The following is a 20,556-nucleotide window of genomic DNA, read 5'->3' as shown; positions in this document are numbered from 1 at the left end:
CGATGAGCAAAGCGATAGGCTGCCGCTCTGTGGCTGAGCTGACACCAGCCCAGATCAGTGCCATCGACGCGGCACACGTCTGGCACCCGTACAGCCCCGTCGGGTCCGAAGCGTTGGCGCCGGTGGTGGCCGTCGGCGCCAAGGGCGCCTGGTTGACCGTGATCGATCCCACTGACGGCGAGCCGATCGAAGTACTCGACGCGATGGCCTCCTGGTGGACGGCGGTGCACGGCCACGGGCACCCCGTCCTGGACCGGGCGATCACCCACCAGATGACCACGATGAACCACGTCATGTTCGGCGGCCTCACACATGAGCCGGCGGTGCGCTTGGCGCAGCTGCTGGTAGAGCTGACTCCGGCCGGCCTTGACACCGTCTTCTTCAGCGACTCGGGTTCGGTTTCGGTAGAGGTGGCTGTGAAAATGGCGCTGCAGTACTGGCGCAGCGTCGGGCGTGTCGGCAAGCACCGCCTGATGACGTGGCGGGGTGGCTACCACGGCGACACGTTCACCCCGATGAGCGTGTGCGACCCCCACGGCGGCATGCACTCACTGTGGACCGACGTGTTGGTCGCCCAGGAGTTCGCACCGCAGGTACCCAGTGGTTATGACCCCGCCTACAGCGAGGCGTTCGAGCAGCAGCTCGCCGAGCGCGCCGATGAGATCGCTGCGGTGATCGTCGAGCCGGTCGTGCAGGGTGCGGGCGGTATGCGGTTCCACGATCCGCGCTACCTGTCGGATCTGCGCGCAGCCTGCGATCGCCATGGCGTGCTGCTGATCTTCGACGAGATCGCCACCGGTTTCGGTCGTACCGGCGAGTTGTTCGCCGCGAACCATGCCGGGGTCAGCCCCGACATCATGTGCGTCGGCAAGGCACTGACCGGCGGCTACATCACCCTGGCCGCCACCCTCTGCACGACCGCGGTCGCGCAGACGATCAGCTCGGGGGAGCCGGGTGCGCTCATGCACGGGCCCACCTTCATGGCGAATGCCCTGGCGTGCGCGGTCGGTGTGGCAGCGGTGGAGCTGCTGATCGACAGCGACTGGCGCACCCAGGTGCGCACCATCGAGGCAGGGTTGCAAGAGGGCCTGGCTCCCGCTCGCGACCTCGACGGCGTCGCCGATGTGCGGGTGCTCGGCGCGATCGGTGTGGTGGAGATGAAGCAGCCGGTTGATATGAGGGTGGCGACCGCGGCTGCGCTGCGGCACCGGGTCTGGCTGCGCCCATTCCGCAACCTGGTCTATGCGATGCCGCCGTATATCTGCACGCCCGATGAGATCGAACAGATCACCGCGGCGATGGTCGGCGTCGCGCGTGCACTAGCCTGAACGGTGTTCAATTTGTCGGCACCGCCGACGTGTTCAATTTGTCGGTACCGCCACCGAGGAGCATCAAGGTGACCCGCACGGATCTTTCCCCGTTGTCCTGGCTGGCCGATGTCGAACAGCAGCGCCGGGCCGCTGGATTGCGACGCGAATTACGGGTCCGCCCACCGGTCGGGGCCGAACTCGACCTGGCCTCCAACGACTACCTGGGTTTGTCGCAGCACCCTGACGTGCTCGACGGCGGTGTCGAGGCATTGCGGACCTGGGGTGCCGGCGCCGGCGGATCGCGCCTGGTGACCGGCAACACCGAACTCCATGAGGAGTTCGAGAACGCCCTCGCGGAGTTCGTCGGTGCCGAGTCCGCCCTGGTCTTCTCGTCGGGTTACACCGCGAATCTCGGGGCTGTCGTGGCGCTGTCCGGACCCGGGTCGCTGGTGGTATCCGATGCGTTGACCCATGCGTCGCTGGTCGACGCGTGCCGGCTCTCGCGCGCTCGGGTGGTGGTTTCGCCGCATCGCGACGTATCCGCGGTCGAGGCCGCGCTTGGCGGGCGCGCCGAAAAGCGTGCAATCGTGGTGACCGAGTCGGTGTTCAGCGCCGACGGTGTGCTGGCCCCGCTGCGCGAACTGCACGCAGTGTGCCGCCGCAACGACGCGCTGCTGATCGTGGATGAGGCGCACGGTCTCGGTGTCCGAGGTGCCGGCGGACAGGGGCTACTGCACGAAGTGGGTCTGGCCGGAGCGCCCGACGTGGTCATGACGACCACTCTGTCGAAGGCGCTGGGCAGCCAGGGGGGTGTGGTCCTCGGGCCCGAGGCGGTGCGGGCCCACCTGATCGACGCGGCCCGGCCGTTCATCTTCGACACCGGGCTGGCGCCGGCCGCCGTCGGTGCCGCGTACGCGGCACTACGCGTGCTGATCGCCGAGCCGCAGCGGGCCCAGGCAGTGTTGACCCACGCTGCCGAGTTGGCCCGGATCTCGGGTGTGATGGGCGACCCCGACTCCGCCGTGGTGTCTGTGATTCTCGGCGAGCCTGAAGTTGCTTTCGCTGCCGCCATCGCCTGTCTGGAGCGGGGCGTGCGGGTGGGCTGCTTCCGTCCCCCGACCGTCCCGGCCGGGACCTCGCGCCTACGGCTGACCGCGCGGGCTTCGCTGTCCGACGACGAGATGGACCTGGCGCGGCGGGTGCTGACCGAGGTGCTCGCGGCCGCACGCCCATGAGCATCGTCATCGTCACCGGCACTGACACCGGCGTCGGGAAAACGGTGGGTACCGCTGCACTGGCGTGCGCGGCCCGGCTCGCGGGGCGCGATGTGGCCGTGTGCAAACCAGTGCAGACCGGGACCGCCGACGGCGACGACGACCTCGGCGAAGTCCGCAGGCTTGCCGGCATCACCGCGCTTCACGGGGGCTGGCGCTATCCGGAACCACTGGCGCCCGAGGCGGCCGCACAACGGGCGGGACTGACGCTTCCCACCCGCGCCGAACTGGTCACGGCGACGCGTTCCGTGGACGCGCCCGGACGGCTGACCCTGGTGGAGGGAGCAGGCGGGCTGCTGGTGCGGATCGGCGCGGACGGCGTGACACTACGCGACCTCGCGGCCGAACTGTCCGCACCCGTGCTGATTGTGGTCCGGGCCGGTCTCGGCACCCTTAACCACACCGAACTGACTCTTGAATCGCTTGCAGGGCAAGGTATTCCATGTGCGGGTTTGGTGATCGGCGCGTGGCCCGTGCAACCCGGCCCGGCCGAGGAAGGCAACCTTACGGAGCTGGCACGGCTGGCACCGCTACGCGCAGTACTGCCCGCCGGCGCTGGGACCGTGACTGCCGACGAGTTCGAGGTGATCAGCGCTAGCGCGTTCGACCGAGGGTGGATCGAGAGCCTGTGACCGCTTGCGCGAAGAGCGATTAGCGTGGTGCATTCCGTCGAGTTCGTGTTCGACGCCGATACCGAGGCGGCGGTCCGCGCTATCTGGGACGGACTGCGTGACGCTGGGATCCCCAGCCAGGCACCGGCGAGCCGGCCACACGCGACGCTGACGGTGGCCCAACACATCGACCCGGCGGTCGAGACGGTCTTACTGCCGATCGTCGACCGCTTCCCGCTGCCATGTCACGTAGGCGCCACACTGATCTTCGGGCGGTCGGCCGACGTGCTCGGTCGGCTGTTGCTGCCTTCGCCGGAGCTCCTCGATGTGCATGCCCACGTCTATCGGTCCTGCCTACCGCTGATGGGGCCGGGTCCGATGCCGCACACCGAACCAGGGCACTGGACTCCACATGTCACACTGGCCCGCCGGATCCCCCCGACGAAGCTCGCCACGGCGCTGCGGATCGCGGGCCGACCGCGGGAGATCGCCGGCGAGATCACGGGTCTGCGGCGATGGAACGGCGACCACAGGACAGAGCATCTGATCGGCTGACTTGCGATCCACTTCTGCTGCGGCCAGATCGCCTGTGGCCGTGTGCTATTCGAAGTGCAGCTGCAGCGCGCCAAGGTCAGCGCCGTGCACGCCGAGTCCGTCGACGAGCAGTTGCAGCCCGAACGTGAACTCGCGGCCGGTATCGGCCATCAACACCGACTGCTCGTCGGTGAGCGCGCCGGCTGCATCCCACTGCAGCCGGGACTGCTCGTCGACGGTGAATCCGAGAACGTAATACATCACGGTGCGAGCTGCGGGTTGGGCGTCTTGCTCCGCCACACCGGCGTCACGGGCAGCCTCGGTGAGTTGTGCGACGATCGCCGCGGCGCGGGCCGACTGACCGGCCGCGAAGCTGGACGACACCAGCTCGGCGCCGTCGGTGTGCGACAGCAGAGCGTTACGCAGGGCCGCGCAGATCTCGTGGATCCGGTCACGCCAGGCGAAGGACTCCGCATCGGTGCCGGCGGGCTCCAGAATACGGTCTGCCACGGCCCCGAGCAGTTCCTGCTTGTTGGCAAAATGCCAGTACAGCGCGCCCGGGCTGACGTTGAGCTCGCGGGCCAGTCGCCGCATGGTCAGGTCCGCGATGCCGTAGCTGTCGAGGATGGCCGTCGCCGCATCCACCACGTCGGGTTTGTGGAGTTGCACGCCGCTACCCTAACCTGAACGGTGTTCAACTGCCGGCACCGCCGACGTGTTCAACTGTCCGCACCGCCGACGTGTGCGTGTGTAAGTCGACGATCCTCAGGAGGAACCACCGTGACGCAGGCGACCGTGGATGTGCTGGGTGTGGCCCGCGAACAGGTCCTGGAGCGTGGCGTGGGCCTCGATCAGGACCAGACGCTGCAGGTGTTGCAGCTGTCCGATGAGCACCTCGAGGAACTTCTCGCTCTGGCGCACGAGGTCCGGATGAAGTGGTGCGGACCCGACGTGGAGGTCGAGGGGATCATCAGCCTCAAGACCGGCGGCTGCCCTGAGGATTGCCATTTCTGTTCTCAGTCGGGGCTTTTCGCCTCTCCGGTGCGCAGCGCCTGGCTGGATATCCCGAGCCTGGTGGAGGCGGCCAAGCAGACTGCGAAGACCGGCGCGACCGAGTTCTGCATCGTCGCGGCGGTCCGTGGCCCGGACGAGCGGCTGCTGGCTCAGGTGGCCGCCGGCATCGAGGCTATCCGCAACGAGGTCGACATCCAGATCGCCTGCTCGCTGGGCATGCTGTCCGAAGACCAGGTGCAACGGCTCTCCGAGATGGGCGTGCACCGCTACAACCACAACCTGGAGACCGCGCGCTCGTTCTTCACCAACGTCGTGACCACTCACACCTGGGAAGAGCGTTGGGACACCCTGCGCATGGTCCGCGAGGCCGGCATGGAGGTGTGCTGCGGCGGCATCCTCGGCATGGGGGAGACGCTGGAGCAACGCGCCGAGTTTGCGGCGAATTTGGCCGAGCTGGATCCGCACGAGGTGCCGTTGAACTTCCTCAACCCGCGCCCGGGCACCCCCTTCGGCGACCTGGAGGTACTGCCCGCCTCTGAGGCACTCAAGGCAGTGGCGGCGTTCCGGCTGGCGTTGCCACGCACCATGCTGCGCTTCGCCGGCGGTCGGGAGATCACACTGGGTGACCTCGGCGCCAAGCAGGGCATCCTGGGCGGCATCAACGCCGTCATCGTCGGCAACTACCTGACCACGCTGGGCCGTCCGGCCGAGGCGGACCTGGAACTGCTCGATGATCTGCAGATGCCGATCAAGGCTCTCAACGCCACCCTGTAGAACTGTGGGTGATGATTAGCGAGATGCCGGCGCTGCCCGCGCCTGTCAGCGCCGGTGTGTACAACGTCTACACCGGAGTCGAGGTCAACGCCGTGGCTGGCGCAGCAGTTCCGACCGCCGCGCAGTTGGGCCTTGAGCCGCCACGGTTCTGCGCCGGATGTGGCCGCCGCATGATTGTGCAGGTGCGCCCAGATGGTTGGTGGGCGAAGTGCTCGCGGCACGGGGTGGTGGACTCCAAGGACCTGGAGACGCAGCGATGAGCGCTTGCGCGAAGAGCCGAGGGGCCCGATGAGCATGCCCGCCGAAGAGCCCGCAATCGTTGTCGTCGCTGTGGCCGATGATGCTCTCGTTCCGCGCGTTTCACGACAGCGCGCAGTGGTGACGGTCATCGTGGCGCTGGCGGTGGCCGGCGCGGTCGTCGGTGCGCTGTGGGCGTGGTTGGCGCCGCCGATCCACGGGGTGGTGGCGTTGACGCGCAGCGGCGATCGGATCCATGCCTACCTCGGCAACGAGTCCGATAATTTCTTCACCGCGGCGTTTGTGTTCGTCGGTTTCCTGGTGGTGCTGTCAGTGGTGGCGGCCGTGCTGGTGTGGCAGTGGCGCGAGCATCGCGGTCCGGTGCTCGCCGGAGCACTGGCCGTCGGGTGTGCGGTGTCGGCTGCGACTGCCGCCGGTGTGGGCGTTGCTCTGGCGCATCTGCGGTACGGCACCATCGACTTGTTCGGAGCTCCGGTCACTCCCGAACATCGCGTGCAATATGTCGTAGAAGCTCCGCCGGTGTTCTTCGGGCACGGCCCGCTGCAGATTGCCACGACGATCCTGTTCCCGGCGGCCATCGCAGCGTTGGTCTATGCCTTGATGGCGGTTTCCGCAGCTCGTGACGATCTGGGCGCGTGGCCGCCCGAGGAGACGACCGCCTATCCGATGCTGCCGGCCACGGTAGGCCAACCTGGAGCGTGAGACGGCTCAGAGCGGCCGGTGTCGCACTGTCTGGCCGGTGACCATCTTGATGCCGACGCCGACGAGCCGGGCCATGCCCACGTAGGTCATGGGGTTGAGCAGCGTCGGCCATTTGGTTCGTACCATGTGCTCGCTGAGCGGGCGCTCGGCGAACCGGTCCACCAGCCAGCGCAGCGCCATCGGGGCTGACATGGGATGCAGCAGAAGATGGTCGCAGAACATGTCGCGGTGGTAGGTGACGTCGGCGCCACCCGTGGCGTACACGTCGGCGAGGGCGTCGATGTCGTCGACCGAGATGATTTCGTCGTGCACGGCCTGGACGATCAGCACCGGCGGCCGCGGAGCGGCAGTCCCGAGCTTGATGTCATCGAACACGTCACTGACCTCGGGCATGGCGAGGATCTCTTCCAGCGGCATGTCCACGAGATCGTCCATGTCGGTGCCGATGAGGCGCAGGACGGCTTCCACAGTGGTCATCCCGTGCAACCGGTCCAGCAGCTTGCGGCCTTCGCGGGTGGCATGTTCGGAGATGACGCGGTTGAGCTCTGGATAGATGTCGGCGAGCGCGGCGACGACCAGTGCGGGCAGGCCGGAGAAAATGGTGCCGTTGAGCTTGCGGAAAGTATTTCCGAGATCGCCGACTGGCGAGCCGAGGACAGCGCCGACGACGTTGAGTTCGGGCGCGTAGGACTCACACGTCTCCGCAGCCCAGGCGGTGGCGAGCCCACCCCCCGAGTAACCCCACAGACCTATGGGGGCCTCCGGCGAGAGACCGAGGTGTTCGGATTCCAGCGCGGCCCGCAGCCCGTCGAGAACGCGATAGCCGGGCTCGTAGGGCGCACCCCACATGCCCCGGATGCCTTCGTGGTCAGGGATCGACACCGCCCAACCCTGGGCCACCGCAGCGGTGATCAGCAGGAGTTCGAGTTGGGCCAAGGATCCGGTGGCCTTGGCGTGGCGGCGCAGCGCGTACGACGGGAAACAGCGCGCGGTGATGGCGTCGATTGCGCACTGGTAGGACACCAGCGGGCAGTCCGGTTCGGCGTCAGGCGGAACGATCACCGTGGTGACTGCGGCTTCGGGAACCCCGTTGCGGTCGGTCGACCGATAGAGCAGTTGTGTGGCGTGCAGACGCTGCGGGATGAACCCGAGAAAGGACAGCTCCACGTCACGGCTGCGCAGTACGGTGCCGGGAGCGGCGTGCTGGAAGCCGGCTGGCGGTGTGTAGAACGGATCGTCGGCCGGCAGCTGAGGGCGGGCAGCGCGGTCGAGCTCCTCGTGTGGGGCACGACCGATCCACTCGGCGCCCGTCAAGTCGGCAGTACTGCCCAAGTTCATCCCGGCATTCTTGCTTAAGAAGGGTCTAAGAATCCAGCCGGGTTACCCAGGCGGGCGTAGCGCGGCGAATTCGTCGGTCACGCGGTAGTGCGATTCGGTGAAGCGGTACAGCGCGGCCGGGCGTCCTCCGCTGCGCCCGGAGCGTGCGGTGGTACCGGTGCGGGTGATGACGTTGCGGCGTTCGAGGACTCGTTGCAGGTTGGTCGTGTCGACCTGGTAGCCGAGCGCAGCACCGTACACGTCGCGCAATGTCGAGAGGGCGAATTCCGTTGGTGCCAAGGCAAATCCGATATTGGTGTAAGACATCTTGGCGACCAGGCGGGCCCGCGCGTGTTCGACCATCGGGGCGTGGTCGAAGGCCATCGGAGGTAGGTCGTGGACCGGGTGCCATCGGGTGTCCGGAGGCAGTTCCGGCATGGCGGGGGAGGGCACCAGCCCCAGGAACGTCGATGCGATCGTGCGGACTCCGGGAACACGGCCCGGTGCGGAGAACACCGCGAGTTGTTCCAGGTGGGCCAATTGTTGCAGGTCCACCTTCTCGGCAAGCTGACGTCGGACCGAGCTGGTCAGATCCTCGTCCTCACCCAACCGGCCACCGGGCAGGGACCATTTGCCGCGTTCGGGTTCGCGTGCACGCTGCCATAGCAGCACGTTGAGCGTCGGTTGCCGGGAGTCGAGGCCGCGAACCTGGAACACGACGGCGAGCACTTCATGCTCGGTGCTAATATATGACATGTTTTCGATTATAAGTCGAAAACCTGAATTGGATTTGAGGAGGCCGCCGTGACGGTTCTCGATGGCACGACTGCGGGGGAGTTGGCCGACATGATCGTGGCCGGTCCCGATGGCTATGCCGGCGTGGTTGGTGACGAGCGCTGGGCCGCCGAGATTCGTCGGCTCGTCGATCAGCGTGGCGCGACGCTGTTGGCGCACAACTACCAGCTGCCTGAGATTCAGGACGTCGCCGACCATGTCGGTGACTCGTTGGCGCTGTCCCGCATCGCCGCCGATGCTCCCGAGGACACCATCGTGTTCTGCGGCGTGCATTTCATGGCCGAGACCGCCAAGATCCTCAGCCCGGCCAAGACTGTGCTGATTCCCGATCAGCGTGCAGGCTGTTCGTTGGCTGATTCGATCACCGTCGAGCAACTGCGGGCATGGAAGGACGAGTATCCCGACGCCGTCGTCGTGTCGTATGTCAACACGACCGCAGCGGTGAAGGCGCTCACCGACATCTGCTGCACGTCCGCGAATGCTGTCGACGTGGTCGCTTCCATTCCCGCGGACCGCGAAGTGCTGTTCTGCCCCGACCAGTTCCTCGGAGCGCACGTCCGGCGCGTCACCGGCCGTACCAACATGCACATCTGGGCCGGTGAATGCCACGTACACGCCGGCATCAACGGCGACGAACTTGCCGACCAGGCGCGCTCGCATCCGGATGCCGAACTGTTCGTGCACCCCGAATGCGGTTGTGCCACTTCGGCGTTGTACCTCGCCGGTGAAGGTGCGGTGCCCGAGGAACGGGTGAAGATCCTGTCCACCGGCGGCATGCTGGACGCGGCGCGGGAAACCCAGGCGCACCAGGTGTTGGTGGCCACCGAGATCGGCATGCTGCACCAGTTACGTCGGGCCGCACCGGACATCGACTTTCTGGCGGTCAACGATCGGGCGTCCTGCCGGTTCATGAAGATGATCACGCCCGCCGCCCTGCTGAGGTGCCTGATCGACGGGGCCGACGAGGTGCACGTCGATCCCGAAACCGCCCGGCTGGGCCGCGCCAGTGTGCAACGGATGATTTCCATCGGCCAACCCGGCGGCGGCGAGTGAGCGCGTTGTCAGCTCGCGTCGCCGGCCGCCAGTTCGCCTGCGGTACGGCGACGCTGTGGCAACAGCGCGCCGATGTCGTGGTGATCGGCACCGGGGTTGCGGGCTTGGTGGCGGCGCTCGCCGCGCACCGACGAGGCCGACGGGTCGTGGTGCTCAGCAAGAGCGGTGAGACCGCGACCGGCTATGCCCAGGGTGGCATAGCCGTCGTGATGCCCGGCAACGACGATTCGATCGAGGCGCACGTCGCCGACACCTTGGCCGCCGGGGGTGGCTTGTGCGATCACGACGCGGTGCGTTCGATCGTCGCCGACGGCTACCGCGCCGTGGCTGACCTGGTCGGCGATGGCGCGCGGTTCGACGAGACCACTCCCGGCCGATGGGCACTGACCCGCGAGGGTGGGCATACCCGGTACCGCATCATCCACGCCGGCGGTGACGCCACGGGCGCGGAAGTGCAACGCGCCCTCGACGTCGCGGCGACCAGCCTGGACATCCGGCGTCACCACGTTGCACTGCAGGTTCTTCACGACGGTTCCGTGGTCACAGGCGTTCTCGTGCACAACCAGGACGGCATCGGCATCCTGCACGCGCCGTCGGTGATCCTGGCCACTGGCGGTCTTGGGCATCTGTATTCGGCCACGACCAATCCCGAGGGTTCGACAGGCGACGGCATCGCCCTGGCACTGTGGGCCGGGGTGGCGGTGGCCGACATCGAATTCGTCCAGTTCCACCCGACCATGCTGTTCGCCGGTCGCGCCGGCGGCTCGCTGCCGCTGGTAACTGAGGCGATCCGTGGCGAAGGCGCTGTTCTCGTTGATTCACAAGGTCGTTCGGTGACCGACGGGGTCCATCCGATGGGCGATCTGGCGCCCCGCGATGTGGTGGCAGCTGCCATCGACACCCGTCTGACCGCCACCGGTGACCCGTGCGTATATCTCGACGCTCGCAGCATCAACGATTTCCGGCGTAGGTTTCCGACTGTCACGGCATCGTGCGCCGCGGCCGGAATCGACCCGACCCGTGAGCCGATCCCGGTGGTGCCCGGTGCGCACTACAGTTGTGGCGGCGTGGCCACCGACGTGCACGGCCGCACCGAACTGCCCGGCTTGTTCGCTGCCGGCGAAGTGGCCCGCACCGGTATGCACGGCGCCAACCGGCTGGCCTCCAACAGTCTGCTCGAGGGGCTCGTGGTGGGAGGCCGCGCCGGACGTGTCGCGGCCGACCATGCGGCACAAGTCGGGTCGGTCCGCGCGCAGGCCCCGCGGGACCGTCGCCTCGACATCGTCGACCGCGACCTGCTCCAGCACGCGATGTCCACGCATGCGTCCGTGGTCCGCGACGCCGCTGGGCTGGGTAGCCTCGGCGAAGTGCTGGCTACAGCGCATCAACGGGAAGCTCTGAGCCGCAGAAGTTTTGAAGATGCGACGCTCACCATGGCGGCGCGGGCGGTGGCTGCCTCGGCACTCGCCCGTACCGAGTCGCGAGGCTGCCACCATCGTGCCGACTTCCCTGAATCCGACCGGATTCAGGAGCATCCGTTGAGCATTCGACACGGCGCCGACGGCATCATCGTCGCGACACCGACAACGGTGTGCTGATGGCACTTTCGGAATCCGAACTCATCGAGGCCAGGGCCACGATCGCTGGTGCGCTGCGGGAGGATCTGCGCTACGGCCCCGACGTCACCACCCAGGCGACCGTGCCGGCGTCGTCGTTGACCACCGCGTCGGTGGTCAACAGGGAGGCGGGGGTCATCGCCGGTGTCGACATCGCCGTGCTGGTACTCGACGAAGTGATCGGGCCCGACGGATACCGGGTGATCCACCGTGTCGACGATGGAGCCCGGCTGGACGCCCAGTCGTCCGTGCTGACCGTCGAGGCCCCGACCCGACTGCTGCTCACCGCCGAGCGCACGATGCTGAACCTGGTGTGCCACCTGTCCGGTATCGCCACCGCGACCGCCGCCTGGGTAGATGCGGTGGCCGGCACGAACGCCAAGATCCGCGACACCCGCAAGACGCTGCCCGGCCTGCGTGCGCTGCAGAAATATGCGGTACGCGTCGGCGGCGGGGTCAACCACCGGATGGGGTTGGGTGACGCCGCGTTGATCAAGGACAATCATGTGGCGGCGGCCGGGTCGGTGCTGGCCGCATTGCAGGCCGTGCGTGCCGCAGCGCCCGAGCTGCCCTGCGAGGTCGAGGTGGATTCCCTCGAGCAACTCGACGATGTGCTCTCGGCCGGGGCGGAACTGGTTCTTCTGGATAACTTCCCGGTTTGGCAGACCCAGATCGCCGTGCAGCGACGGGACTCCCGGTCGTCGATGACAAAGCTCGAATCCTCGGGTGGCCTCACGCTGGATACCGCTGCGGAGTACGCCGGCACCGGCGTCGACTATCTCGCAGTGGGTGCGCTCACGCACTCGGTGCGGGTGCTCGACCTGGGATTGGACATCTGAGTTCGGCGCGGATTCAGGGCCGAGCCACATGTGTCACAACCGTCACGGCCCCGAAACCATAGTGGTGCTGCCCGGCTGTTAGCGACAAAGTCGCGGAAAACGCCTCATGAGTACCACCATTCACTGCTGACCCAACCCGTCAATCCCACTGGCCACGGCAGTACCGCCAGCCGCGGCAGTCCCAGATTTGGGTTTGCCCGACTATCAGCGACTTTGTCGCTCGCAGCCCGGGCACCCTGTTGCCTCATGTCAATATGCCCGCGGGGGGATTCGTTGCCTCAATTGGACAATGCCCGGCGGTGATCGTTGCCTCAATTGGTGGTGTCCGGGTTCAGGCGTTGGGGGTGGAAATATTCGTTGCCTCAGCCACCGGTGCCCGCCCCAGGCGGGCGATCGGTCGGGGACCGGCTTTGCTGGTGGTCACCGTGAGCAGCTCAGCGCACAACGCTTGAATGTGACGTTGCAGGGCGGCGGGATTGAGCCCGGCGTAGATCTCGGCCAGGTGTTTGACCTCCTCGGCGGTGACCACCGCATGGGCCTGGGCCCGACGGTACGGGGTGGCGGCCTTGTGATACCTCTTGGTCACCTTGGAACCCCGACGGACCTTCGACTTGAGTTTCTGCTGCGGGGAGAAATAGTTGCCCAACAACGACTGCAATACCCAGATCTTGTTGAGTAACACCACCTCTGCGGCCGTGTCGTAGCGGTGATAGCCCACCAGGACCCGCACCGTGGTCCAGTTCTTCTGCTCGACGTGACAACCATCGTTCTTGTTGCCCACCCGCGACCGAGTGAAGGTGATATGCCGCGTTCGGCACCACTCCAACAGGGTGAAGTTGATGAACTCCGACCCATTGTCCGAATCCACCCCCCGGATCGGGAACGGCATCCCCGCCGCGATCTCACTCAACGCGACCATCACCCGTTTCTCGCCTTTGCCCAACACGCTGCGGGTCTCGGTCCAACCGGTGGCGATGTCGGTGACCGTCAACGTGTAGGCATGCACCCCGGTGACCACCCCACCGTCATGGCTGACCAGNTCGATCTCGACGAACCCCGGCACCGCATCGTCCCACGCCGCCCAAGTGCGCACCGGGATCTGACTCTTGAGCAACGTGCCCGGTTTCGTCCGGCAACGACCCTTAAGCTGGTGTTTCTTCCGTTCCGGAGCCAGTCGACGATCAATGGTGGCCGCCGACATCCCCGCCAACAACCCTGCCGTGGCATCGTCGATGACCAACTCCCCGCACCGGCGCAGTACCACCACCAACTCACCCAAGACCTCCGCCAACCGCTTACCGGCCGGCATCCCCACCACCTTCCAGCACAACACCNGGGCCTCAATGACTTCCGGGCCATAGGTCGGGGGCCGGGGCCGCCGCGCCCGCACCACCCGCGGCCGCAGCGCACCCCGCAACGCCTTGCGGGCATGATCGCGATGCCAGCCCGTCGTGGCACACAACTCATCGAGAATCCGGGACTTCTCGTCCCGACTCGCCTGCACATACCGCACCGCGATCGCCCTGGTCACCGCCGTGCGCTCCGTCAACGTCAACCCCATCCCCCGGCGCTAACCCACCCCCACCCCACCACCGCAACGACACGCCGCAACCGGGCACTGTCACATGAGGCAACGAATCAACGAAACGGACATTTTTGATGAGTCAACGCGGAGTCAACGCGGCACGTGATCACCGGGGTCCGTGGGGTTTACGGGACATATGTGGCAAGACGACACCGGCTGGGGTGAGAGTGATGATGCTGATGTGGTTGGCGGGGCGATCTCAGCGACTTTGTCGTTAACAGGCGGGCAGTACCACCATGATCTGAGAGTCGTGACTGCCGTTGCAGCTGTGACAGCTGGGACTGATGACCGCCGGCGAACTCGGCCTGAACACCAAGCCCCTGCGTCTCGTCGTGGGCGAGCAGCACCGCGAGCGTATTGGCTTTGCGGTGGCTGGTGACGATGGTTTCGTAGGGCACTGCCGACGTGCGGCTGCCCGGATTTTTATTCAACTGGACTGATCAGGGACAATTGAAAAGATGGCCGAGTTTCAGATGTCCCGTATCGACCTGCGTAACCGCGAGATGAGCGCCGCGCAATTGCGCGCTGCCCTGCCGCGCGGTGGCGTCGACGTGGACGCAGTGGTGCCCAGAGTCCGCCCGATCGTCGACGCAATCGCCGAGAGAGGTGCGGCGGCGGCCTTGGAGTACGGGGAATCGTTCGACGGAGTCCGGCCCGCGACCGTGCGTGTCCCGGCCGTAATGCTGGCGCAGGCGCTGTCCGAGTTGGCCCCGGACGTGCGGGCCGCGCTGGAGGTGTCGATCGAGCGCGCCCGCACGGTGCACGCTGATCAGCGCCGCACCGACACCACCACGACCCTGGCGCCGGGCGCGACCGTCACCGAACGCTGGGTGCCCGTCGAGCGGGTCGGCCTCTATGTTCCGGGCGGTAACGCGGTCTATCCGTCCAGCGTGGTGATGAACGTGGTGCCCGCGCAGACCGCGGGGGTGGACTCCCTGGTGATCGCGAGCCCCCCGCAGGCTCAGTTCGGCGGGCTCCCGCATCCGACCATCCTGGCTGCCGCGGCATTGCTCGGTGTGGAAGAAGTGTGGGCGGTCGGCGGGGCTCAGGCCGTTGCGCTGCTCGCCTACGGCGGCACCGACACCGATGGAGCCGAGTTGGCACCCGTGGACATGATCACCGGGCCCGGCAACATCTATGTCACCGCCGCCAAACGGATCTGCCGGTCGCAGGTGGGTATCGACGCCGAAGCCGGGCCTACTGAGATCGCCATCCTGGCCGACCACACCGCCGACCCGGTGCACGTGGCCGCCGATCTGATCAGCCAGGCCGAACACGACGAGATGGCCGCCAGTGTGCTGGTCACCGACAGTGTCGCGCTGGCTGATGCCACCGACCGTGAATTGACCGCCCAGCTGGCCACCACAGTGCATGTCGAGCGCGTGACCGCGGCCCTGTCCGGGCAGCAGTCTGCCATCGTGCTCGTCGACGACATCCCCGCCGGTATCCGCACCGTCAATGCCTATGCGGCCGAACATCTGGAGATCCAGACCGTCGACGCCGCAGGGGTCGCAGACCGGATCCGGTCTGCCGGGGCGATCTTCGTCGGCGCTTGGTCGCCGGTGAGCCTCGGTGACTACTGCGCAGGGTCCAACCACGTGCTGCCCACCGCGGGCTGTGCTCGACACTCCAGCGGGCTGTCGGTGCAGACCTTCCTGCGTGGCATCCACGTGGTGGAGTACGACGAAGCCGCGCTGAAAGATGTTTCCGGGCATGTGATCACGCTGTCGAAGGCGGAAGATCTACCCGCGCACGGTGAGGCGGTACGACGGAGGTTCGAGCGGTGATGAGCGCTTGCGCGAAGAACAGAGGGTACTGATGAGCGCTTGCGCGAAGAACAGAGAGCACTGATGATGCGTGACGTGACCCTGGCGGATCTGCCGCTGCGAGACAATCTGCGGGGTAAGTCGCCCTACGGGGCGCCTCAGTTGCAGGTTCCGGTGCGGCTCAACACCAATGAGAACCCGCATCCGCCGACGCCGGCACTCATAGAGGACGTCACGGCCTCTGTCCGCGATGCCGCAGCTGAACTGCACCGGTATCCCGATCGTGATGCGGTGGCTCTGCGCGCTGATCTGGCCGCTTACCTGACGTCGGCCACCGGCGTCCCGCTCACCACCGAAAATCTTTGGGCGGCAAATGGTTCCAATGAGATCCTGCAGCAATTGCTGCAGGCGTTCGGCGGACCGGGCCGCAGCGCGATAGGATTTGTGCCGTCATATTCGATGCACCCCATCATTTCGGACGGCACCCAGACGGAATGGTTGCGGGCGACCCGTGCGGATGACTTTAGCCTGGATGTCGAGGCGGCAGTCGCAGCCATCGAGGACCGCAGACCCGACGTCGTGTTCGTCACGAGCCCGAACAACCCGTCGGGACAGAGTGTCCCGCTAGAGGATCTGCGTCGTCTGTTGGATGCGATGCCTGGCGGGATGTTGGTCCTCGATGAGGCCTACGGCGAGTTCTCGTCGCAGCCCAGTGCTGTCGCGCTGCTGGCCGAGTACCCGACCAAGCTCGTAGTCAGCCGCACGATGAGTAAGGCCTTCGCGTTCGCGGGCGGTCGGCTGGGATATCTGGCGGCCGCGCCCGCAGTGGTCGATGCACTGTTGCTGGTGCGGTTGCCCTACCATCTGTCCGTGCTGACCCAAGCCGCAGCCCGAGCGGCGCTGCGTCACGCCGACGATACCTTGGGCAGTGTGGCAACTCTTGCCGCAGAACGTGATCGAGTGACGGCTGAGCTGGCGCACCTGGGTTACCGCGTGATACCCAGTGATGCCAACTTCGTGTTGTTCGGAGAATTCGCTGATGCGCCCGCAACGTGGCAGCGCTACCTCGACGCCGGCGTGCTGATCCGCGATGTCGGCATCCCGGGATATCTGCGCACCACGATTGGCCTGGCCGACGAGAACAACGCATTCTTGGTCGCCAGTGCGGAACTTGCCAAGACCGAACTCAACAGCACGGTAGGAGCATCGTGACCCGTCGCGCGAAAGTCGAACGGAAGACGAGGGAATCCGAGATCGTCGTCGAGATCGATCTCGATGGCACCGGTGTGGTCGACATCGACACCGGGGTACCGTTTTTCGACCACATGCTGACCTCGTTGGGCACCCACGCCAGCTTCGACCTGACGGTGAAGGCCAAGGGAGACATCGAGATCGAGGGTCACCACACCGTGGAGGACACCGCGATCGTGCTCGGTCAGGCCCTCGGTCAGGCGCTCGGCGACAAGACCGGCATCCGGCGATTCGGTGACGCGTTCATCCCGATGGACGAGACGCTGGCGCACGCCGCTGTCGACGTCTCGGGCCGTCCCTATTTCGTGCACACCGGCGAGCCGGACTACATGGTCGAGTTCACCATCGCCGGGTCCAGCACGCCGTATCACACAGTGATCAACCGGCATGTGTTCGAGTCGCTGGCGTTCAACGCCCGCATCGCCCTGCACGTGCGCACCATCTATGGTCGCGATCCACACCACATCACCGAAGCCGAGTACAAGGCCGTCGCGCGGGCGCTGCGCCAAGCGGTCGAATACGACTCACGTGTCACCGGGGTGCCGTCCACAAAGGGCACTTTGTGACGAAGAAAGTCATTGTTCTCGACTACGGTTCGGGAAATCTGCGCTCGGCGCAACGGGCCTTGCAGCGGGTCGGCGCCGATGTCGAGGTGACCGCAGACCCGGGTGCCGCGGCGGCCGCCGATGGTCTGGTGGTGCCAGGTGTCGGCGCCTACGAAGCGTGCATGCAGGGACTGCGGGCGATCGGCGGGGAGAAGATCATCGCGGATCGTTTACAGCACGGCCACCCAGTGCTCGGGGTCTGCGTCGGCATGCAGATCATGTTCGCTCGCGGTGTCGAGTTCGGCGTGGAGTCCGTCGGGTGTGGTCAGTGGCCCGGTGCGGTCACCCGCCTCGACGCGCCGGTCATCCCGCACATGGGCTGGAATGTCGTCGAGGCTGCCGCCGGAAGTAGGCTGTTCCGGGGGCTGGACGCCGACACTCGGTTCTACTTCGTGCACTCCTACGCCGCACAGGAGTGGTCAGGCAATCCTGACGCGCTGGTCACGTGGGCGACGCACCATGTTCGGTTCATCGCGGCGGTCGAGGACGGGCCATTGGCGGCCACACAATTTCATCCGGAGAAGAGCGGTGACGCTGGTGCGACGCTGCTCGCGAATTGGGTTGAGGGACTGTGACTTTGATTTTATTGCCGGCCGTCGACGTGGTCGAGGGCAAGGCGGTGCGGCTGGTTCAGGGCAAGGCGGGCAGCGAGACCGACTACGGCTCGGCGCTCGATGCCGCGCTGGCCTGGCAGCGGGACGGCGCGCAGTGGATCCATCTGGTGGATCTCGACGCGGCGTTCGGCCGGGGGAGTAATCGGGAGTTGCTCGCCGAGGTCGTCGGCAAGCTGGATGTCGACGTGGAACTTTCCGGCGGCATCCGTGACGACGAATCGCTGAAGGCCGCCCTGGACACCGGCTGCGCCCGAGTCAACATCGGTACCGCGGCGCTGGAGAATCCACAGTGGTGCGCGGCGGCTATCGCTGAGTACGGCGACAAGGTGGCCGTCGGTCTGGATGTGCAGATCGTGGACGGTGCGCATCGGCTCCGAGGGCGAGGGTGGGAAACTGACGGCGGCGACCTCTGGGACGTGCTGCAACGCCTCGAGCGTGAGGGATGTTCGCGTTACGTGGTCACCGACGTCACCAAGGACGGCACACTGACCGGGCCCAATCTGGAGCTGCTCGGCGCGGTAGCTGAGCGCAGCGGGGTGCCGGTCATCGCCTCCGGTGGTGTGTCCAGCCTCGACGATCTGCGGGCCATCGCCACCCTGACTGAGCGTGGTGTCGAGGGCGCGATCGTCGGAAAGGCACTGTACGCCGGACGATTCACCCTGCCCGAGGCTCTGGCCGCGGTCAGCGGCTGAGCCGGTGGACCCCAACCGGCTGGCCGCGCTGCTCGCCACTGCGGCCGAGATTCTCGACGAGGCATCGGCTCCGTTCATTGCCGGGCACCGGGCCGATTCCGCGGTCCGTAAGCAGGGCAATGACTTCGCCACCGAGGTCGACCTGGCCATCGAGCGACAGGTGGTCAGGGCGTTGGCCGAAGCGACCGGGATCGGGGTACACGGTGAGGAGTTCGGCGGTGAACCGATCGATTCCGACCTGGTGTGGGTGCTCGACCCGATCGACGGCACCTTCAACTACGCGGCGGGTTCGCCGATGGCCGCAATTCTGCTGGGGCTGTTGGCAAATGGCGAACCGATCGCGGGCCTGACCTGGCTGCCCTTCATGGGACAGCGTTACTCGGCGCTCGCCGGTGGACCGGTATACGACAACGCCGAAGCGCTTCCTCCGCTCGGCTCTCCGACACTGGCCGACTCCATCGTGGGAATTCAGTCGTTCAACATCGACTCGCGAGGGCGGTTCCCGGGGCGGTACCGGGCCCAGGTGCTGGCGAATCTGAGCCGTGAGTGCTCGCGTGTGCGGATGCATGGCGCCACCGGCATCGATCTGGCGTATGTGGCTGCCGGAATCCTGAGCGCCGCCATCAGTTTCGGGCATCACATCTGGGATCACGCGGCCGGCGTGGCACTCGTCCGCGCGGCCGGCGGTGTCGTGACCGATCTTGCCGGTGAGCCATGGACTGCCGAGTCCAAATCGGCGCTGGCCGCGGCACCCGGTGTGCACGACCGCATACTGGACATCGTGAAATCTGCAGGCAACCCGGAGGATTACCTGTGACCAGTGACGTTGCTACCCGGGTCATTCCGTGCCTGGACGTCGACGACGGTCGCGTCGTAAAAGGCGTCAACTTCGCAAACCTCCGCGACGCCGGGGATCCCGTCGAACTGGCTGCGGCCTACGACGCCGAGGGTGCCGACGAGCTGACCTTCCTGGATGTGACGGCGTCGTCGTCCGGCCGGAGCACCATGCTGGAGGTGGTCAAGCGCACCGCCGAGCAGGTGTTCATCCCGCTGACGGTCGGCGGTGGCGTGCGGTCCGTCGAAGACGTCGACATGCTGCTGCGGGCCGGCGCGGACAAGGTTTCGGTCAACACGGCCGCGATCGCTCGGCCCGAACTCCTCGCCGAGTTGGCCCGGCAATTCGGCTCGCAGTGCATCGTGCTCAGTGTCGATGCCCGCACTGTTCCGGCCGGTGCGGCTCCCACCCCGTCGGGCTGGGAAGTCACGACGCACGGCGGGCGGCGTGGCACCGGTATCGACGCCATCGAGTGGGCCACCCGTGGCGCCGAACTCGGTGTCGGCGAGATCCTGCTGAATTCGATGGACCGCGATGGCACCAAAGCGGGTTTCGACCTGGACATGCTGCGCGCTGTGCGTGCGGCGGTCACCGTGCCCGTGATCGCCAGCGGCGGCGCCGGCGCGGCGGAACATTTCCCGCCGGCCGTTGTCGCAGGCGCCGATGCCGTCCTGGCCGCGAGCGTTTTTCACTTCCGGGAGCTGACCATCGCCGAGGTCAAGGCGGCAATGGCGGCCGCAGGGATCACTGTGCGATGAGTGGACTCGATGTGGCTATCGCCGCGCGGCTCAAGCGCAACGCCGACGGTCTGTTCGCCGCTGTGGTGCAGGAGCGTGGCACTGGTGACGTGCTAATGGTCGCCTGGATGGATGACGACGCATTGGCCCGCACGCTGGAAACCCGTGAGGCGACATATTTTTCGCGTTCGCGAGGCGAGCAGTGGATCAAGGGCGCCACCTCCGGGCACACCCAGCGCGTGCATTCGGTGCGGCTGGACTGCGACGGTGACACGGTGTTGCTGGAGGTCGACCAGGTCGGCGGAGCCTGCCACACCGGCGATCACACCTGCTTCGACGCCGATCTGCTGCTACCGCCCGAGGGCTAGCCAGCC

The 20,556-nt window shown here is 66.6% G+C and carries 23 protein-coding genes; 19 read left to right on the top strand and 4 right to left on the bottom strand.

Annotated features, from left to right (window positions below; genetic code table 11):
• Window positions 1–29 precede the first annotated feature (29 nt).
• From B133_RS0107645 to B133_RS0107630, 4 genes are all read left to right on the top strand, one after another.
• Window positions 30–1,328: an adenosylmethionine--8-amino-7-oxononanoate transaminase gene (locus B133_RS0107645; protein ID WP_018600157.1), complete on the top strand. Its 1,299-nt coding sequence runs from the start codon at window positions 30–32 to the stop codon at window positions 1,326–1,328.
• A gap of 68 nt (window positions 1,329–1,396) precedes the next feature.
• Window positions 1,397–2,545 (top strand): 8-amino-7-oxononanoate synthase, encoded by a 1,149-nt coding sequence (locus tag B133_RS0107640; RefSeq protein WP_026256108.1) that lies wholly within the window; start codon window positions 1,397–1,399, stop codon window positions 2,543–2,545.
• Window positions 2,542–3,216, top strand: coding sequence for a dethiobiotin synthase (gene bioD, locus B133_RS0107635; RefSeq protein WP_018600155.1), 675 nt, complete (start codon window positions 2,542–2,544; stop codon window positions 3,214–3,216). Before B133_RS0107640 ends, bioD begins: the two co-directional genes overlap by 4 nt.
• A 24-nt stretch (window positions 3,217–3,240) precedes the next feature.
• Entirely contained in the window at window positions 3,241–3,750 is a 510-nt protein-coding gene (locus tag B133_RS0107630; protein ID WP_018600154.1) for a 2'-5' RNA ligase family protein, read from the top strand.
• Window positions 3,751–3,795: 45 nt separating this feature from the next.
• Here the strand turns inward: B133_RS0107630 and B133_RS0107625 are convergent, their stop codons facing one another.
• A complete protein-coding gene (locus tag B133_RS0107625) occupies window positions 3,796–4,398 on the bottom strand; it encodes a TetR family transcriptional regulator (RefSeq protein ID WP_018600153.1) in 603 nt (200 codons plus the stop codon).
• Window positions 4,399–4,509: 111 nt separating this feature from the next.
• Between B133_RS0107625 and bioB the strand changes: the two genes are divergently transcribed.
• Genes bioB through B133_RS0107610 form a run of 3 tightly spaced genes read left to right on the top strand, consistent with a single transcriptional unit; the run spans window position 4,510 to window position 6,477 of the window.
• Window positions 4,510–5,517, top strand: coding sequence for a biotin synthase BioB (bioB, locus tag B133_RS0107620; protein WP_018600152.1), 1,008 nt, complete (start codon window positions 4,510–4,512; stop codon window positions 5,515–5,517).
• Between the two features lie 11 nt (window positions 5,518–5,528).
• A complete protein-coding gene (locus B133_RS0107615; RefSeq protein WP_198290983.1) occupies window positions 5,529–5,777 on the top strand; it encodes a hypothetical protein in 249 nt (82 codons plus the stop codon).
• 28 nt (window positions 5,778–5,805) lie between these two features.
• Window positions 5,806–6,477 carry a DUF2567 domain-containing protein gene (locus tag B133_RS0107610; protein ID WP_018600150.1) on the top strand — a complete coding sequence of 224 codons (672 nt, stop codon included), beginning with the start codon at window positions 5,806–5,808 and terminating at the stop codon, window positions 6,475–6,477.
• Between the two features lie 6 nt (window positions 6,478–6,483).
• Here the strand turns inward: B133_RS0107610 and B133_RS0107605 are convergent, their stop codons facing one another.
• On the bottom strand, window positions 6,484–7,815 hold the full coding sequence (locus B133_RS0107605) for a lipase family protein (RefSeq protein ID WP_018600149.1): 1,332 nt from the start codon (window positions 7,813–7,815) through the stop codon (window positions 6,484–6,486).
• Between the two features lie 42 nt (window positions 7,816–7,857).
• Entirely contained in the window at window positions 7,858–8,550 is a 693-nt protein-coding gene (locus B133_RS0107600) for an NUDIX domain-containing protein (protein WP_026256107.1), read from the bottom strand.
• Window positions 8,551–8,598: 48 nt separating this feature from the next.
• Here B133_RS0107600 and nadA point away from each other — a divergent pair, with 48 nt between their 5' ends.
• The 3 genes from nadA to nadC are packed head-to-tail and all read left to right on the top strand — an operon-like array spanning window position 8,599 to window position 12,097.
• A complete protein-coding gene (gene nadA, locus B133_RS0107595; RefSeq protein ID WP_018600147.1) occupies window positions 8,599–9,642 on the top strand; it encodes a quinolinate synthase NadA in 1,044 nt (347 codons plus the stop codon).
• On the top strand, window positions 9,639–11,240 hold the full coding sequence (locus B133_RS0107590) for an L-aspartate oxidase (protein WP_018600146.1): 1,602 nt from the start codon (window positions 9,639–9,641) through the stop codon (window positions 11,238–11,240). Before nadA ends, B133_RS0107590 begins: the two co-directional genes overlap by 4 nt.
• The gene (gene nadC, locus B133_RS0107585) at window positions 11,240–12,097 is read left to right on the top strand and encodes a carboxylating nicotinate-nucleotide diphosphorylase (protein ID WP_026256104.1); all 858 of its coding nucleotides are present in this window, start codon (window positions 11,240–11,242) and stop codon (window positions 12,095–12,097) included. The genes B133_RS0107590 and nadC overlap by 1 nt, the downstream gene beginning before the upstream one ends.
• Window positions 12,098–12,428: 331 nt before the next feature.
• Here the strand turns inward: nadC and B133_RS0107580 are convergent, their stop codons facing one another.
• On the bottom strand, window positions 12,429–13,658 hold the full coding sequence (locus B133_RS0107580; RefSeq protein ID WP_018600144.1) for a DDE-type integrase/transposase/recombinase: 1,230 nt from the start codon (window positions 13,656–13,658) through the stop codon (window positions 12,429–12,431).
• A 308-nt stretch (window positions 13,659–13,966) separates the two neighbouring features.
• Between B133_RS0107580 and B133_RS24320 the strand changes: the two genes are divergently transcribed.
• The 9 genes from B133_RS24320 (at window position 13,967) to hisI (ending at window position 20,550) form a co-directional block, all read left to right on the top strand.
• The gene (locus B133_RS24320; RefSeq protein WP_018600143.1) at window positions 13,967–14,122 is read left to right on the top strand and encodes a hypothetical protein; all 156 of its coding nucleotides are present in this window, start codon (window positions 13,967–13,969) and stop codon (window positions 14,120–14,122) included.
• Between the two features lie 18 nt (window positions 14,123–14,140).
• Window positions 14,141–15,469 carry a histidinol dehydrogenase gene (gene hisD, locus B133_RS0107570; RefSeq protein ID WP_018600142.1) on the top strand — a complete coding sequence of 443 codons (1,329 nt, stop codon included), beginning with the start codon at window positions 14,141–14,143 and terminating at the stop codon, window positions 15,467–15,469.
• Between the two features lie 63 nt (window positions 15,470–15,532).
• Window positions 15,533–16,660 (top strand): histidinol-phosphate transaminase, encoded by a 1,128-nt coding sequence (locus tag B133_RS0107565; RefSeq protein ID WP_018600141.1) that lies wholly within the window; start codon window positions 15,533–15,535, stop codon window positions 16,658–16,660.
• Window positions 16,657–17,265, top strand: coding sequence for an imidazoleglycerol-phosphate dehydratase HisB (gene hisB, locus B133_RS0107560; protein ID WP_018600140.1), 609 nt, complete (start codon window positions 16,657–16,659; stop codon window positions 17,263–17,265). Before B133_RS0107565 ends, hisB begins: the two co-directional genes overlap by 4 nt.
• Window positions 17,262–17,879, top strand: a complete 618-nt coding sequence (gene hisH, locus B133_RS0107555; protein ID WP_018600139.1) for an imidazole glycerol phosphate synthase subunit HisH — start codon at window positions 17,262–17,264, stop codon at window positions 17,877–17,879. The genes hisB and hisH overlap by 4 nt, the downstream gene beginning before the upstream one ends.
• Window positions 17,876–18,610, top strand: coding sequence for a bifunctional 1-(5-phosphoribosyl)-5-((5-phosphoribosylamino)methylideneamino)imidazole-4-carboxamide isomerase/phosphoribosylanthranilate isomerase PriA (priA, locus tag B133_RS0107550; RefSeq protein ID WP_018600138.1), 735 nt, complete (start codon window positions 17,876–17,878; stop codon window positions 18,608–18,610). The genes hisH and priA overlap by 4 nt, the downstream gene beginning before the upstream one ends.
• 4 nt (window positions 18,611–18,614) lie before the next feature.
• Complete coding sequence (locus B133_RS0107545) at window positions 18,615–19,427, top strand: inositol monophosphatase family protein (protein WP_018600137.1); 813 nt, start codon at window positions 18,615–18,617, stop codon at window positions 19,425–19,427.
• On the top strand, window positions 19,424–20,203 hold the full coding sequence (gene hisF, locus B133_RS0107540; protein WP_018600136.1) for an imidazole glycerol phosphate synthase subunit HisF: 780 nt from the start codon (window positions 19,424–19,426) through the stop codon (window positions 20,201–20,203). Before B133_RS0107545 ends, hisF begins: the two co-directional genes overlap by 4 nt.
• A complete protein-coding gene (gene hisI, locus B133_RS0107535) occupies window positions 20,200–20,550 on the top strand; it encodes a phosphoribosyl-AMP cyclohydrolase (protein WP_018600135.1) in 351 nt (116 codons plus the stop codon). Before hisF ends, hisI begins: the two co-directional genes overlap by 4 nt.
• Window positions 20,551–20,556: the final 6 nt, after the last annotated feature.

Source organism: Mycobacterium sp. 155, from assembly GCF_000373905.1.
Classification (GTDB): Bacteria; Actinomycetota; Actinomycetes; order Mycobacteriales; family Mycobacteriaceae; genus Mycobacterium.
This window is presented reverse-complemented; position numbering and strand designations above follow the sequence as displayed.

Excerpts from the sequence above, each read along its gene's own strand:
- bioD (WP_018600155.1), top strand. The coding sequence starts at position 2,542 with ATGAGCATCGTCATCGTCACCGGCACTGACACCGGCGTCGGGAAAACG.
- B133_RS0107615 (WP_198290983.1), top strand. The coding sequence starts at position 5,529 with ATGATTAGCGAGATGCCGGCGCTGCCCGCGCCTGTCAGCGCCGGTGTG.
- B133_RS0107610 (WP_018600150.1), top strand. The coding sequence starts at position 5,806 with ATGAGCATGCCCGCCGAAGAGCCCGCAATCGTTGTCGTCGCTGTGGCC.
- B133_RS0107605 (WP_018600149.1), bottom strand. The coding sequence starts at position 7,815 with ATGAACTTGGGCAGTACTGCCGACTTGACGGGCGCCGAGTGGATCGGT.
- B133_RS0107600 (WP_026256107.1), bottom strand. The coding sequence starts at position 8,550 with ATGTCATATATTAGCACCGAGCATGAAGTGCTCGCCGTCGTGTTCCAG.
- nadC (WP_026256104.1), top strand. The coding sequence starts at position 11,240 with ATGGCACTTTCGGAATCCGAACTCATCGAGGCCAGGGCCACGATCGCT.
- B133_RS24320 (WP_018600143.1), top strand. The coding sequence starts at position 13,967 with ATGACCGCCGGCGAACTCGGCCTGAACACCAAGCCCCTGCGTCTCGTC.
- hisD (WP_018600142.1), top strand. The coding sequence starts at position 14,141 with ATGGCCGAGTTTCAGATGTCCCGTATCGACCTGCGTAACCGCGAGATG.
- B133_RS0107565 (WP_018600141.1), top strand. The coding sequence starts at position 15,533 with ATGATGCGTGACGTGACCCTGGCGGATCTGCCGCTGCGAGACAATCTG.
- hisI (WP_018600135.1), top strand. The coding sequence starts at position 20,200 with ATGAGTGGACTCGATGTGGCTATCGCCGCGCGGCTCAAGCGCAACGCC.